The sequence below is a fragment of the Shouchella xiaoxiensis genome, from assembly GCF_016907895.1.
GTDB lineage: Bacteria > Bacillota > Bacilli > Bacillales > Bacillaceae_D > Shouchella > Shouchella xiaoxiensis.
Window position 1 is genome coordinate 49,967 of sequence record NZ_JAFBCV010000012.1, and the last position, 14,316, is coordinate 64,282.

General features: G+C 40.9%; 18 protein-coding genes. 15 read left to right on the forward strand and 3 right to left on the reverse strand.

Annotated elements, in window-relative coordinates; genetic code table 11:
* Positions 1–27 precede the first annotated feature (27 nt).
* From JOC54_RS16720 to JOC54_RS16735, 4 genes are all read left to right on the forward strand, one after another.
* Positions 28–807, forward strand: a complete 780-nt coding sequence (locus JOC54_RS16720) for a menaquinol-cytochrome c reductase cytochrome b/c subunit (RefSeq protein WP_204467677.1) — start codon at positions 28–30, stop codon at positions 805–807.
* Between the two features lie 69 nt (positions 808–876).
* The gene (locus JOC54_RS16725) at positions 877–1,479 is read left to right on the forward strand and encodes a DUF1405 domain-containing protein (protein ID WP_035420880.1); all 603 of its coding nucleotides are present in this window, start codon (positions 877–879) and stop codon (positions 1,477–1,479) included.
* 54 nt (positions 1,480–1,533) lie between these two features.
* Complete coding sequence (gene ypjB, locus JOC54_RS16730) at positions 1,534–2,307, forward strand: sporulation protein YpjB (protein ID WP_204467680.1); 774 nt, start codon at positions 1,534–1,536, stop codon at positions 2,305–2,307.
* Positions 2,308–2,484: 177 nt separating this feature from the next.
* Positions 2,485–3,159, forward strand: a complete 675-nt coding sequence (locus JOC54_RS16735; RefSeq protein WP_204467682.1) for a zinc metallopeptidase — start codon at positions 2,485–2,487, stop codon at positions 3,157–3,159.
* Positions 3,160–3,193: 34 nt separating this feature from the next.
* On the opposite strand, the gene JOC54_RS16740 is transcribed toward JOC54_RS16735, so the two are convergent.
* Both JOC54_RS16740 and JOC54_RS16745 read right to left on the reverse strand, forming a co-directional pair.
* Positions 3,194–3,925, reverse strand: coding sequence for a ZIP family metal transporter (locus JOC54_RS16740; RefSeq protein WP_035420882.1), 732 nt, complete (start codon positions 3,923–3,925; stop codon positions 3,194–3,196).
* A 129-nt stretch (positions 3,926–4,054) separates the two neighbouring features.
* The gene (locus JOC54_RS16745; protein WP_204467685.1) at positions 4,055–4,924 is read right to left on the reverse strand and encodes a YitT family protein; all 870 of its coding nucleotides are present in this window, start codon (positions 4,922–4,924) and stop codon (positions 4,055–4,057) included.
* Between the two features lie 145 nt (positions 4,925–5,069).
* Between JOC54_RS16745 and JOC54_RS16750 the strand changes: the two genes are divergently transcribed.
* The 3 genes from JOC54_RS16750 to mgsA are packed head-to-tail and all read left to right on the forward strand — an operon-like array spanning position 5,070 to position 6,616.
* Positions 5,070–5,399 carry a nucleotide pyrophosphohydrolase gene (locus JOC54_RS16750; protein WP_054793701.1) on the forward strand — a complete coding sequence of 110 codons (330 nt, stop codon included), beginning with the start codon at positions 5,070–5,072 and terminating at the stop codon, positions 5,397–5,399.
* Positions 5,396–6,190, forward strand: a complete 795-nt coding sequence (gene dapB, locus JOC54_RS16755; RefSeq protein ID WP_204467688.1) for a 4-hydroxy-tetrahydrodipicolinate reductase — start codon at positions 5,396–5,398, stop codon at positions 6,188–6,190. The genes JOC54_RS16750 and dapB overlap by 4 nt, the downstream gene beginning before the upstream one ends.
* Before the next feature lie 15 nt (positions 6,191–6,205).
* Entirely contained in the window at positions 6,206–6,616 is a 411-nt protein-coding gene (gene mgsA, locus JOC54_RS16760; RefSeq protein ID WP_204467690.1) for a methylglyoxal synthase, read from the forward strand.
* Between the two features lie 32 nt (positions 6,617–6,648).
* On the opposite strand, the gene JOC54_RS23010 is transcribed toward mgsA, so the two are convergent.
* The gene (locus JOC54_RS23010; protein ID WP_081761245.1) at positions 6,649–6,933 is read right to left on the reverse strand and encodes a hypothetical protein; all 285 of its coding nucleotides are present in this window, start codon (positions 6,931–6,933) and stop codon (positions 6,649–6,651) included.
* 146 nt (positions 6,934–7,079) lie between these two features.
* Here JOC54_RS23010 and bshB1 point away from each other — a divergent pair, with 146 nt between their 5' ends.
* The 8 genes from bshB1 to JOC54_RS16800 all read left to right on the forward strand — a co-directional run bounded on the left by bshB1 (position 7,080) and on the right by JOC54_RS16800 (position 14,301).
* The gene (gene bshB1, locus JOC54_RS16765; RefSeq protein ID WP_204467693.1) at positions 7,080–7,784 is read left to right on the forward strand and encodes a bacillithiol biosynthesis deacetylase BshB1; all 705 of its coding nucleotides are present in this window, start codon (positions 7,080–7,082) and stop codon (positions 7,782–7,784) included.
* Positions 7,785–8,930: an N-acetyl-alpha-D-glucosaminyl L-malate synthase BshA gene (bshA, locus tag JOC54_RS16770; RefSeq protein ID WP_204467695.1), complete on the forward strand. Its 1,146-nt coding sequence runs from the start codon at positions 7,785–7,787 to the stop codon at positions 8,928–8,930.
* A complete protein-coding gene (locus JOC54_RS16775) occupies positions 8,927–10,045 on the forward strand; it encodes a CCA tRNA nucleotidyltransferase (protein ID WP_204467698.1) in 1,119 nt (372 codons plus the stop codon). The genes bshA and JOC54_RS16775 overlap by 4 nt, the downstream gene beginning before the upstream one ends.
* A gap of 1 nt (position 10,046) precedes the next feature.
* Complete coding sequence (locus JOC54_RS16780) at positions 10,047–11,018, forward strand: biotin--[acetyl-CoA-carboxylase] ligase (RefSeq protein WP_204467701.1); 972 nt, start codon at positions 10,047–10,049, stop codon at positions 11,016–11,018.
* Positions 11,019–11,225: 207 nt separating this feature from the next.
* Entirely contained in the window at positions 11,226–12,065 is an 840-nt protein-coding gene (gene panB / locus JOC54_RS16785; RefSeq protein WP_204467703.1) for a 3-methyl-2-oxobutanoate hydroxymethyltransferase, read from the forward strand.
* On the forward strand, positions 12,062–12,913 hold the full coding sequence (gene panC, locus JOC54_RS16790; RefSeq protein WP_204467706.1) for a pantoate--beta-alanine ligase: 852 nt from the start codon (positions 12,062–12,064) through the stop codon (positions 12,911–12,913). The genes panB and panC overlap by 4 nt, the downstream gene beginning before the upstream one ends.
* Positions 12,914–13,297 (forward strand): aspartate 1-decarboxylase, encoded by a 384-nt coding sequence (gene panD, locus JOC54_RS16795; protein WP_054793650.1) that lies wholly within the window; start codon positions 12,914–12,916, stop codon positions 13,295–13,297.
* 62 nt (positions 13,298–13,359) lie between these two features.
* Positions 13,360–14,301, forward strand: a complete 942-nt coding sequence (locus tag JOC54_RS16800) for a tetratricopeptide repeat protein (protein WP_204467708.1) — start codon at positions 13,360–13,362, stop codon at positions 14,299–14,301.
* Positions 14,302–14,316: the final 15 nt, after the last annotated feature.

The window sequence follows — 14,316 nt, forward strand, 5'->3', positions numbered from 1 at the left end:
TCATTTGATTAAAAAGGAGGGAAATCCATGCATCGAGGAAAAGGGATGAAGTTTGTCGGCGACTCTCGTGTTAAATCAGATGGTCGTAAAGTAAATGTTCCGAAGGATTACTCAGAGTATCCTGGAAAAACAGAAGCCTTCTGGCCAAACTTCCTTTTGCGCGAATGGATGGTAGGAGCTGTATTCTTAATGGGTTTCTTGTGCTTAACATTAGCTCATCCAGCTCCTCTTGAAGCAGTTGCTGATCCACTAGAAGCGTACATACCATTACCTGACTGGTATTTCTTGTTCTTGTTCCAATTGCTCAAGTATCAGTTTGCATCTGGAATGTTTAATATCGTGGGTACGGTTGTTATTCCTGGACTTGCGTTTGGAGCATTAATGCTTGCTCCATGGTTGGATACGTCAAAAGAAAGACGTCCACATCGTCGTCCAATTGCAACGTCACTTATGTTACTTGGTGTTGCTTCGGTTATTTTCCTTACTTGGGAATCTGTTGACCAGCATGACTGGGAAGCTGCAGCGGAGCAAGGTCAACTGGTGATCCCAGGTGAAATTGACACAGAAGCGGAAGGCTATTTAATTTATGCCGAACAAGCGTCCTGCATTCAGTGCCATGGTGACCAAATGACAGGTGGAGCCGGTAATCCAAACTTATTGGAGACGGAAAAAACACCTGAAGAAGTCATTGAAATCATCATAAATGGTCAAGGCGCTATGCCTGGAGGTCAATTTGAAGGGACCGATGAAGAGCTAGAAATTATGGCTGCTTTCATTGCCAACCATGGTGAAGATCCAGAAGAATAAGCTTTGTTAATAAGTCGCCCTTTGTTTTAAATACAAAGGGTGGCTTTTTTAATCGAATGGAGGTCCAGGATGCTAGCTTACCTATACGGGTTGCTAACTAGGCGATCAAGCTTGATTATCTTATTGATTATTAATGCAATAGGAACACTATACGGATACTATTGGTATGGAGAACAACTAGGAGAAACACCGTGGTATTTTTTGTTGTTCGTACCTGATAGTCCGACAGCTAGTCTTTTCTTTGTGCTTGTTTTAATTGGCTTTTTACTAAGAAAACAGTCTGGTTTAATAGAGGCACTTGCAGCGGTTACCTTGCTTAAATATGGTGTTTGGGCCGTTGTAATGAATACCTTTCAAGTTCTTGAAGGTGCTCCGCTACATTGGACGATTATCATGCTCAATCTATCTCATGCTGGCATGGCACTGCAAGCGCTATTGTTTATGCCGTTTTTTCGAATCAAGAGTTGGCATTTAGTTGTAGCCTTATTGTGGACGGTTCATAATGACATCATTGATTATGTTTTCGGGATGCATCCGTGGTTGAGTTATCGGATCTTACCTTATATCAACGAAATTGGTTACTTTACCTTCTGGTTAGGGCTCATTTCAGTAGGACTTGTCTACCTATTAAACGTACGAAAACGAGCACCTCAGTTAAATCTTCCGCACTAGGTCTATCCTTGTCCTTTGCTTCATAGGATGATAAAAGCAGAGGGGGGACAAATCATGGGGCGTAAATGGTTGCTCTTAATTGTTAGTATGGGAATAATTTTCTGGTCGAGCGAGTCGTTGGCTAAAGAAGCTCACTCATGGAGTGAACTTGATCAAATTGCTGGGCAGATGTTGCAGTTTACTAAGCAAGATAAAATAGACGAGGCTAAGCAATTAACAAGTGTATTTGCTGATGAACTAAATGAATACTCTTTTGAAGATCAAGTATGGTCAATGTCGGCTTTGCGTACACTAGTAACGACATTTGAACATGCGGATCGGGCGTTAACATCTGAAGAAATGACTGATGCTGAACGATTTCGTCTGGTGACTTCCTTTCGTCTAACGGTTGATTCTTTTTTGGAGAACGATAATCCTTTGTGGAACCAAATGGAGCTCTCAATCATGGACTCCCTCGATCGATTGGATCAAGCAATAAGCTCAAATGACCAAACGGATTTTAATCATGAGTTAAATGAATATAGATCAATTTATGCAATGGTTCGACCAGCGATACAAATTACCGTTGATGGTGATCAGGTTCAAACATTGGATGACTATAATCATTTCTTTCTAACGTCGTCGCTGACAGATCGTGAACTTGAAGACCATGTCCATGAAATGAGGCAGTCTTATCAGAAGCTGTTTCATACAAATGGAAAAGATGAAGCAGACCCAATGATTTATTGGGTGATGTTCACGATTGGTGCACCTGTGATTTTGTCCTTATCCTATGTCGGATTTCGAAAATATAAAGCTGAAAAACGCAAAGTAAAAGCAAAGGAATAGCGAATTGTGTCAGTGTAGTGAACGGAGATGCTTCAGTTTGACTTTCTTTGACGTTTTTTTTATCATTGTATCAAATAGAGGATACTTTCTTTCTTAATTTGTTTAATTAAGAAGGTGATCCTCGCTTAAGCAAACGTTATTTTGCTTGAGGTGATTAATGAAGGAGGAATTACTGCAATGGAGATGTTGATTTATTTCATCATCATAATGACCTTACCACTACTAATTCAAATCTATTTAAAACGGACATACAGTAAATATTCTGAGGTGGGAACGTCTTCAGGTATTACGGGTGCTGAGGCAGCAGTTAAGGCATTACAGGAGAATGGTGTATACAATGTAAATGTCGAGCCTGTTAAAGGGAAGCTTACAGACCACTATGATCCGAGAGATAAGACAGTGCGCCTTTCTGAAGGAAACTATTATGGAACCTCAATTGCTGCGATTTCTGTGGCGACTCATGAAGTTGGTCATGCTGTACAAGATGCAGAGGGCTACTCATTTTTAAAGTTCCGTTCAGCGTTTGCTCCAGTCGCTAGTTTTGGCTCAAGCTTTTCGTTCTTTTTCATATTAGGAGGTCTTCTGTTACAAGCCACAGGACTTCTTGCTGTTGGTATTGTCTTTTTCGCAGCGGCTGTACTTTTTCAACTGATCACACTTCCAGTCGAGTTTAATGCGAGTTCTCGCGGTAGAGAGATGATGATTAGTTCAGGGATGATTCGTAATGATGAAGAAGGCGGAGCGAAAAAAGTCTTAAATGCGGCTGCGCTAACATACGTAGCAGCGACAGTTGTTGCCGTGCTTGAATTACTTCGCTTTATTATGATGTATATGGGTATGAATGATGATTGACAAAAAGCTTAGAGACTTAGTCTCTAAGCTTTTTTTAACTGAAAAGATCAATTAGCAATAGCATGACAAGTAGTCCGCCAATAAAAGAGAAAGTCGAGCTTCTTTCGTTGCCATCCCCATGAGATTCAGGAATGAGTTCTTTATAGACGATAAAAAGCATAGCCCCAGCGGCAAAGGCTAAACCTAGCGGCAGAATAAAGCTAATGTAGGACGCAAGCCAGAATCCAAGCAGTGCCGTCACAATTTCAACAGCACCTGTTGCTGTAGCAACTAAAAAGGCCTTCCACTTACCAATATTGGACTGAACAAGATAAAGGGCAACGAGTAATCCTTCAGGCATATTCTGTATACCCATGGCAAGGGCAATAAGAGGTCCCATGCTTTCTTGTTCACTGGCAAAGCTTACGCCGACAGCAAGACCTTCTGGTAAGTTGTGTAAGGTAATAGCAGCAACAATCAAAGCAGCTTTTCGATCAACGACAATTGTCCTCGTTTTATGCTCGATATGAATATGTGGTACTTTTCGTTCAAGCAGCGTTAAGACAAACGTTCCTAAAATAAGCCCAATTGCCGTTACATAAATATTTGATAAAGCTAATGATTCGGGCAATAATTCAAGCATTGAGGCTGAAACCATCACACCTGCTGTAAAAGCGAGGAGGACATCGCGCCATTTATGGCTAAACTGCTTAAAGAATAAAATCGGAAGTGCTCCAACACCAGTGGCAAGAGCCGCAAGTGTTGAGCCTATGAGTAAATGGTCCATTACAATTCGCCCAGCTGTTTACGCTTGATAGTTACCATCTGAACATCCCCCTACATTCCAACGATTCTATTACTATATGTTGCTTATCCAATTACGCTATTCGTCCCATTCAATTTTTATAAGCTTTTGTTAATCCACGCGGAGAGGTTTTTTATTGTCGTCTAATGTAAAACCTTCTCCTGCTGCTTCAGATACATCATTTATCGCCATAAAGGCATGTGGATCGATCCGGTGAACAAGATTACGCAAGCGTACCGTCTCGTTTCGAGCAACAACACAATAGAGGATTTCTTTCTCATTCCCAGTGAACGTACCTCGTCCTTGGAACGTTGTCGCACCGCGCCCCATCTCTTGTAAAATGGCTTGAGAAATTGCCGGCATCGAATCCGAAATAATAAAGGCAGCTTTCGCAGAATAAGATCCTTGTTGAATAAAATCAATGACTTTGGCTGCGATAAAGACATAAACAATTGTATACATTGCTTCTCTTAAATCTAGATAAAAGACAAGAGATAAGGCAATCACGCATGAGTCAAATACGAGAAAGGTGCGACCGATACTCCAGCCAAAATAACGTAAACATAATTTTGCAAGAATGTCGGCGCCACCCGTTGTTCCACCAAAGCGAAAAACAATGCCTAAACCGACGCCGACAATTGCACCGGCAAACAAAGCTGCAAGCATTAAATCATCTGCAAGAACAACTTCAAACGAAACCCGTTGAAACAGGTCTAAAAATAACGATAAACTTAGTGTGCCGAGTAGCGTATAAAAGAAAGTAATCCGTCCAAGCATTTTCCAACCGATAAAAAAGAGTGGAATATTAATGATGAGGTTTGTAATCGCTGGATTCATTTCAAATAAAAAGTATAGCAATAACGTTATACCTGTGACGCCTCCATCAGCTAAATTGTACTGCATATTAAAATAAACAAGACCAAATGCCATTAAAGCTGTTCCAATTAAAATAAAGATACTGTTTTTTAAGTGTCGGGTCATAGTATGTACTCCTTTCAAACCACTGCTTTATTAGTGTACTCAAGTTTATAAAAAAAAGAAATCATTGAATTTAAATTGCGCATTTGGCTTGTATTCGCTAGGATAGATACGAAGGGACGTGTTTTATGTGTCGGAACGAAAAACGATGCAACAGATGCAACAAGAAGTTGATGCCTACATTGGTCAATTTAAAGAAGGATACTTTAGTCCGCTAGCAATGCTCGCTAGAATGTCAGAAGAGCTAGGTGAATTGGCTCGAGAAGTCAATCATACCTATGGAGAAAAACCAAAAAAATCTACAGAAGAAGAAAAAGCGATTGAACAAGAGTTAGGTGATATGTTATTTGTATTAATTTGTTTTGCAAATTCATTACATATTAATTTAGACGAGGCGCATGATTTAGTGATGAAGAAATTTACGACAAGAGATGCCAATCGCTGGACAAAAATAGAGAAAGAGGAAGATAATAAATGACTCGAATTGTAGTAGCAGGTCCCAGAGGTAAAATGGGCTACGAAGCTGTTCAACTTTGTATAAAAGAACAAGATTTAACGCTTGTTGCTGTTGTTGATTCAAAGCATGATGGGATGCGTTTAAGTGATTTTCCTGAATTCAGCGATGTTGATGTCCCTATATATACAGAGATGGATCGTTGTTTTTCCGAGCAAAACGTTGATGTTTTAGTCGATTTAACCACCCCTGCGTTTGGAAAGAAACATATGGAAATTGCTTTCCTCCACGGTGTTCGACCTGTTGTGGGTACAACGGGTTTTTCTGATCAAGATATTAGTGATTTAACACGGTTAGCCGAAGAAAAGCAGCTTGGTGCGATCATAGCACCTAATTTTGCGATAGGCGCTATCTTAATGATGAAGTTTTCACAGCTGGCGGCACGGTACATGCCTGATGTTGAGATTATTGAACAACATCATGACCAAAAGCTTGACGCCCCTTCTGGAACAGCGCTAAAAACAGCGCAATTAATTGCGCAAGAACGCCAGCCGAAACATCAAGGCCATGAGCAAGAAGTAGAGGAACGAGCAGGAGCCCGTGGTGCAGACTATGAGGGCATGCGCATTCATAGCGTTCGATTGCCAGGTCGCGTGGCCCATCAAGAAGTTTTATTTGGTGGAGAAGGCCAAACGCTTTCAATTAAGCATGATTCTTTAAATCGAAAAAGCTTTATGCCTGGAGTGAAATTAGCGATTGACCAGGTGTTAAAGCTTGAAACACTTGTTTACGGTTTAGAAAACTTAATCGATTAAGGAGTGGTTTTACCTATGAAGATTGCGTTAATTGCTCATGATAAAAAGAAGAAATCGATGGTTGATTTCTGCATTGCATATGAACCGATTTTATCTGTTCATGAACTTTACGGGACAGGGACGACAGGGACACGTATTATGGAAGCAACGGCGTTAACGGTGAAACGCTTTAAATCGGGGCCCCTTGGTGGTGACCAGCAAATCGGTGCACTTGTAGCAGAGAACGAGTTTGACTTAATCATCTTTTTACGCGACCCTTTGACGGCTCAGCCTCATGAACCAGATGTGACCGCATTAATTCGTCTCTGTGATGTTCAAGAAGTACCCCTGGCAACAAATTTAGGAACGGCGGAAATTCTAATTAAAGGATTGGAACGAGGAGACTTTGCCTTTCGTGATATTGTCCACGAACAAGAAGGTTTGTAATAGAAAAGAGGAAGCCCCTGGCTTCCTCTTTTTTAAGTGGTTTCATCCATGCTTCGAAACGCTCGCCATGATGTTTTTAATGAGGCGTATGTACCAACAGCGGAACTGCCATACACAAAGCCCATGAAAAGGCCAGCATGAAGCTGATGTGGGTGGCTAATAAAGATCGAGATGAGTAAACCAATAACAGTGGCAATTGTCGGGACATAGGCTCCTTTAATAGGAATCGTTTTTTTTAGAAGTTGAGTCAGCAGTAATACACAGGGGATGGCGATGACTCCATCCCAAAAGTTCGTATGAATGGTTGGAAAATCGATAGAGGCTCACTCCTTAACTCCGTTTAATTTACAATGCCCAATTGAGCTGAATCTAATCCAGCCTTTGATTAGTCTAGGCAGGCTTTTGTTGCAAATAGAACAGATATGGTATAGTGAATGGAACGATGGGAAAAGGGGATAATTGCATGGATGAACAAGTCGATCTTTTAGCATGTGGTGCCCATCCGGATGACATTGAAATTGGAATGGGTGGAACCATTGCGTTGTATCAAAACAAAGGATATAAATGTGGCTTTTTAACATTAACAGAAGCTGAACTATCATCAAATGGGACGGTTGAACAAAGACAGATCGAGGCACGGGAAGCTGCGGATGTTTTAGGAATTTCCGTTCGTCATCAGTTACAAATTGCTGATCGAGGGCTGTCACGGATGACCGAACATCAGTTAAAGCAAATTGTTTCCGTTATTCGCAAAACACGACCAAAGCTAGTTTTCTTGCCTGCGGCTGATCGACATCCTGATCATGGTCATTGTGGTTCCATTATAAAAGAAGCGGTTTTTAATGCTGGTATTAAACAATATGAAAGTGAAGGCGATGTGCACAAGGTGCAATCCGTCTATACATATTTTATTAATGGCTTTGATCGTCCTGATTTTTTAGTTGATGTGGAAACCGTTTACGATAAAAAAATAAGTGCGTTACAAGCATATCGAAGCCAGTTTACACCTGTTGATGGCGTGTCTACGCCGTTAACCGACCATTATATTGAAGCGGTAAAAGCGCGTGATCAACTTTTTGGTAAAGAAGCGGGTATTCGGTTAGCTGAGGGGTTTATAACAAGCAAGCCTCTACTAATGACGGATTTATTGGAAGGGTGCGGAACGTAGTTGAAGAAAAAAAAGATTGGAATTAGCTGTTATCCAACAGTTGGTGGATCTGGAGTTGTGGCTACTGAACTTGGGAAGCAGCTCGCATCACGAGGACATGAAGTTCATTTTATTACAAGTGAAATTCCGTTCCGCTTAGACGATCGAATTTACCCAAATATCTTTTTCCATGAAGTTGAAGTGAATCAGTATGCCGTTTTTAAACATGCGCCACATGATTTAACAGCAGCTAGTAAAATGGCTGAAGTTATCCGCACCCATGAACTGGATTTTCTTCATGTTCATTATGCGGTTCCTCATGCTGTTTGTGCGATTCTAGCGAAGCAAATGAGTGGTCGAGATATTAAGATTATGACGACGCTGCATGGTACTGACATTACGGTTCTTGGGTTTGATCCATCCTTAAGGCAATTGATTAAGTTTGGAATTGAACAATCAGATTGCGTTACAGCGGTTTCAAACGATTTAGTTGAGCAGACGAAACGCCTTGTAAATACGTCGAAATCAATTGAAACAGTTTATAATTTCATTGATGAGGATGTGTATTATCCCAAACCAGTAGAAGGGTTAAGAGCACATTATGGAATTGATGAAAAGGAAGATGTTCTTATTCATATTTCAAATTTTAGACCGGTAAAGCGAATACTTGATGTTTTGAAAAGCTTTTTATTGATAAGGAAAGAACGGAAAGCTAAGTTGTTGTTGATTGGAAACGGGCCAGAATTACCGGTTGCGCGCCAATTTGTTGCAGAAAATGGGTTACAAGACGATGTTTTATTATTAGGTAATCAAAAGCATATTGCCGAGTTACTCTCAATGAGTGACCTTATGCTTTTACTAAGTGAAAAAGAAAGTTTTGGCCTAGTTGCACTTGAGGCAATGGCATGTGGTGTGCCGGTTATTGGAACAAAAATTGGTGGGATCCCCGAGGTAATTGAAGATGAAGTGAGTGGGTTTCTCGTTCCGTTAGGTGATGTAGAAGCAGTTGCTAGACATGCGTTACGTTTGTTAAATGACCCTGTACTAAAACAGTCATTCCGAAAAGCTGCCCATAAACGAGTGCAGAAACATTTCTATTCACAGTCGGTGGTTAGTCAATACGAGCGGCTCTATGAAAAAATGCTTTATGGAGAAGATTTAGCATGAACATGGACGACGCAATTGCCTGCATCAAACAGCTAAACGAAGCTGGACACGAAGCCTATCTAGTCGGTGGCGCCGTGCGAGATTTTCTTTTAAAAAGACCAATCCATGATTACGATCTAACGACTTCAGCAACAACTGATGAAATAAAAGCATGTTTTGGAAAATCTGTTCAAGTCAATAAAGCGCATCAAACGGTATTAGTTCGTCATAACGGCTCTTTATTTGAAATAACGCCTTTTAAAGGAGATACACTGGAAGCCGATTTGAAGAATCGTGATTTTACAATAAATTCGTTAGCAATGGACGTACATTATCGTGTCATCGATGTTAGCGGTGGACTTCAAGATTTAGAAGCCAAGCAGTTGTGTTCAATTGATCCGAATGTGGCTTTTCAACAAGACCCTTTAAGAATGCTTCGAGCAGCTCGATTTGTGAGCGTACTGGGCTTTAATCCGAACCAGAAGTTGCTAACTAGTATAAAGTCCTTGTCTCATCTTTTGAGATCTGTTGCAAAAGAGCGTATTACACATGAAACAGAACAATTGATACTCGGTATGCACAAAAATGAAGCGTTCTTATTATTAAAAAAAACAGGCATCTTAGAGGAAATATCTGGGCTAAGTGCCATCAAACAAAAAGATTTGGTTCATTTTTTACCTCGTGAAACATGGACGGAGAAAGATCGAGCGTGGTTAGAGTTGGCAGTTAGTATTCAGTCCACTGATTTTTTAGCTTCTTTTTCCCTTGCAAATCAATTGAAAAAAAAGGTGAAGCGAGCTTATGCTTTTTACGATAAACGTCAGAGTCATGGTTGGACAAACATGATGTTGTATAAAGCCGGTCTGGAAATCGCTTTATTAATTGAGCAAGTTAGAAAGAGTCGGGGGCTAATGGTATGGACAAAACAGGAGCTTGATTCTCATTACGCTAGGTTACCGATTCATGCTAAAAATGAACTTGCTTTATCAGGTCATGATTTGCTTCAAATCATGAAGCGTCCAGCAGGACCTTGGGTTAATGAGGCCCTCTTGAGCCTGGAGCAAGCGGTTGTTAGCGGAACCGTAAACAATGAAAAAGAAGAACTTCTGTCTTTTTTGAAGAAAGGAACTTCATAATATGAAAGCGAAATTGTTGCATCTGCTTGAATCAGGTAAATATGTCTCAGGTGAAGAAATGAGCCAGACATTGGGTGTAAGTCGGACAGCCATTTGGAAGCAGTTAAAAGCGCTACGTGAACAAGGATATGAAATTGAGTCTGCGCCCCGCAGAGGTTATAAGTTACTAGCGACTCCTGATACAATGCTTCCGCACGATGTAAAACCGTTTTTACGAACAGAGTCATTTGGTCAAATGATTCACTATTTTGATACCGTTCCATCAACCCAACCGCTTGCACATGGATACGCCGCAAAAGAATGTGAAGAAGGGACGCTTGTTTTAGCAAATGAACAAAGTGACGGTAAAGGTCGTTTAGGTAGACGTTGGCAAGCAAACAAAGGTCAATCCGTTTCGATGTCTCTTGTTTTGAGACCAACGATTCCAATTCAGCAAGCGCCTCAACTAACATTGCTGGCAGCTGTAGCGGTTACTCGTGCAATTGAATCAGTCGCAGGACTGGAGTGCGAAATTAAGTGGCCAAATGATATTTTATATAAAGGGAAAAAGCTTGTAGGTATTTTAACAGAGATGGCGGCGGACCCTGATCAATTAAAATATGTCATTGTTGGAATGGGTCTTAATTGCAATCAAGCAGCGGCTGATTTTAAAGCTGAGCTTTCAACAATTGCCACATCAATTCAGGCAGAAACGGGAGAGACCGTTAATCGTGCAAAGCTAGTCGCACAAGTAATGAATGAATTTGAATGGATTTACCAAGCTTATCTAGATAATGGTTTTAAATCAATTAAATCTTTATGGGAAGCAAGAGCCATCAGCGTACACACGAATCTGTATGCCAGGACGCCAAATGAGGTCATTTATGGTTATGCGCTTGGGATCACAGATGAAGGATTGCTTCGCGTGAGGGATGAGCATGGAAAAGAACACTTGATCTATTCAGCAGACATTGAACTCGACACGAACCCTTAAACGTATGCTATACTAATGGCGCAAGGGCTGTATCTGCTAGAACGGCACCCAACTGAAATGGGATATAGCGTCCGCATACCGCTTGGATTCGTAAGAACCGAGACGATAATGAGACGCTAATTTACCCCTTGCTGTACAGCGAGGGGTTTTCGCCGTTTCATGCAGTTCAAACATAGGTTGAACACATGAAACAGGAGGATGGAAAACATGAAGACAACGAAACAATTAAAGAAAATGAAGCAGGAGCAAGAGCCAATTGCTATGCTAACTGCGTATGATGCTCCTTCGGCAAAATTAGCTGAACGAGCTGGTGTCGATCTAATCCTTGTTGGGGATTCACTTGGCATGGTCGTGCTCGGCTATGATTCGACAATTCCTGTCACAGTTGATGACATGGTACTTCATACGAAAGCGGTGAAAAGAGGAGCCAGAGATACGTTTGTTGTAACGGATTTGCCGTTTTTTAGTTATCATGGATCTTTTGCTGAAACGGCCGCGAATGTACGTAGATTAATTCAAGAAGCAGGTGCTGATGCCGTTAAGCTAGAAGGTGGTTTAGAGATCGTGGAAACGGTTCAACTGCTCGTGCAAGCTGGTATACCGGTTGTTGGTCATATTGGTCTTACTCCTCAATCTGTAGGTGTTCTTGGAGGCTATCAAGTACAAGGAAAAGGCAAAGAAGATGGAGAAAAGCTTATCCAAGAAGCTAAAGCACTAGAAAAAGCAGGCGCGTTTGCGATTGTAGTTGAGTGTGTACCTCATCAATTAGGAGATTTGTTAGCCACTGAAGTAGATGTTCCTATTATTGGAATTGGAGCAGGCAGTGGTACGGATGGACAGGTACTCGTCTACCATGATGTGATTGGTTATGAATCAGAGCGGATACCTAAATTTGTAAAACAATACACGTCTATTTCTCATACGATTCAAGAGGGGTTAGCTTCCTATGTTCAAGAAGTGAAGCAGCGAGATTTCCCAGCGAAAGAACACACTTACACAATGAAAGATACCGGTTGGCTTCAAGTATATGGAGGCGAAGAATCGTGATTTCAGTAAGTGTGGTAAAAGAGCTCCAGCAAGTACTTGGCCCGATTAGAGCTGAAAATAAGACAATTGGGTTTGTTGCCACGATGGGTGCCTTACATGAAGGGCACCAGTCATTAATGAAGCAAGCGAAGCAAACATGTGATATCCTTATCGTTTCGATCTTTGTTAACCCACTTCAATTTGGTCCTAACGAAGATTTCGACTCTTATCCGCGTCAGCTGGAGCAAGACAAAAAAATAACTAAAAGCGCAGGGTGCGATGTCTTATTTCACCCGAAAGAATTAGATGTATACCCAGACGGTCCAACCCAAACCATTCATGTAAATCAAGGAGCTTCTGTTTTATGTGGAAAAAGTCGACCAGGTCACTTTGATGGGGTTGCAACTGTCGTATTAAAACTACTGTCAATTGTTCGTCCCCATAAAGCGTTTTTCGGTCAAAAGGATGCACAACAGTTAGCAATTCTTAAACAATTAAGCAAAGAATTCTTTTTACCCGTACAAATTATTGGTTGCCCAACCGTGCGAGAAAAAGATGGTTTAGCCAAAAGTTCACGCAATATGCGGTTAACGAGAAATGAACGCGAACTTGCGCCTAAACTTTATCAAGCACTTCAAGAGGCGGCTGACCTTTCGGTATACAATGTGAATGAATTAATCGCTTATGTTACAACAGAACTACAGCGTATTCCGGTGGGGGAAATTGATTATGTTGAGGCTTATGAGTATCCTTCTTTAAAACCCATTCAGCAACCGGTTGGAACTGTTATTCTCGCTCTTGCATACCACTTTTCAGATGCGCGTTTAATTGATCATATTCTTATTAACTACAACAGAGGTGACGCATAAATGTTTCGTACGATGATGAAAGCGAAGTTGCACCGTGCACGTGTAACGGAATCTAATTTAAACTATGTAGGCAGCATTACGATTGATGAAGATTTAATGGATGCTGTTGATATTGTCGAGAACGAAAAGGTACAAATTGTAAACAATAACAACGGTGAGCGCTTTGAGACCTACGTGATTAAAGGGCCTAGAGGAAAACGTGATGTCTGTTTAAATGGTGCAGCAGCACGCAGAGTGCAGCCAGGCGATGTTGTTATTATTCTGACCTATGCGATGATGGAAAACAGCGAAGCGTTAACACATGAACCAAAAGTAGCCATTTTGGATGAAACCAACGAAATTGTAGAAATGCTTGGTACAGAGCCAGCTTCTACCGTTCGTTAAAGTGAATATTCCCTCCTTGAGTGATACAAACTGATGAGAAGAACCTTGGGGAGGGATTTTTTATGAAGGAATGGATGCACTCATGGCACACATTGTATGATTCCGTCTGGCAAAGCCCGATTGGTGATCAGACACAAGCCATCAATAAATTAGAAGCAATGACAGAACAATTGCTTCATACATGGGGTTCACTTGATGAATCAATTCATTTGTTAAAAGAACATGTAAGTAAATTAGGGAACAGCCATGCGTTTAATACTAGTGGCACGCAATTGTTCGATAATCAGCTGTATGAAGAAGCATTAATTGAATTAAACAAAGAACAGGGAATAGGCGAGACGGAAAACCTTCGTTATTTATATATTGCTTATTCGTCTTTATATACGAATCAAATGAACGAAGCACGACATGTTTTTTATACGCTTATCCAAGCAACAACAAGTTCTGCTATCTTACACTTTACCTATGTTGGTTTAGGCTTAATTGAAATGATTGAGCGTGACGCGGAAAAAGCGATTCATTATCTTGAAAAAGCGAATTGTTTAGCAGACAATATCGATGTCGTGTATAATTTAGGAGTATGTTATTACTGGCTAGGTTCTTATGACTATGCAGTGAACTGTTTTCATCAGTTTGCAGTAAAACGTGAAGATGCGGATTCATTAATGGCACTTGGTCTAGCCTTGTATGCTCAGGACAGAAAAGAAGAGTGCCGAGGTGTTTGGCTTGATTTTGCTGAACAAGTCGATACTATTAATGAACTTGTCAGATTAGCGAAGATTACCGAGTGGCTTGGCGAACATGATTTAGCTTGCTATTGTTACGAGCAAATTATGTTTATAAATGGAAAAGAATCTGATTGGCTTCACGGCTTTGCTTGGAATAAAGCACTAGCTGGAGATGATCGAGCAATAGAGCTATTGGCTCATTTAGCGGAAACGGATAAGAATGCTGGGAAGTCATTAGCGCTTATTCAATCGGCAAATGTGGATGGAACGGGGTAATACCCGTGAATTGAG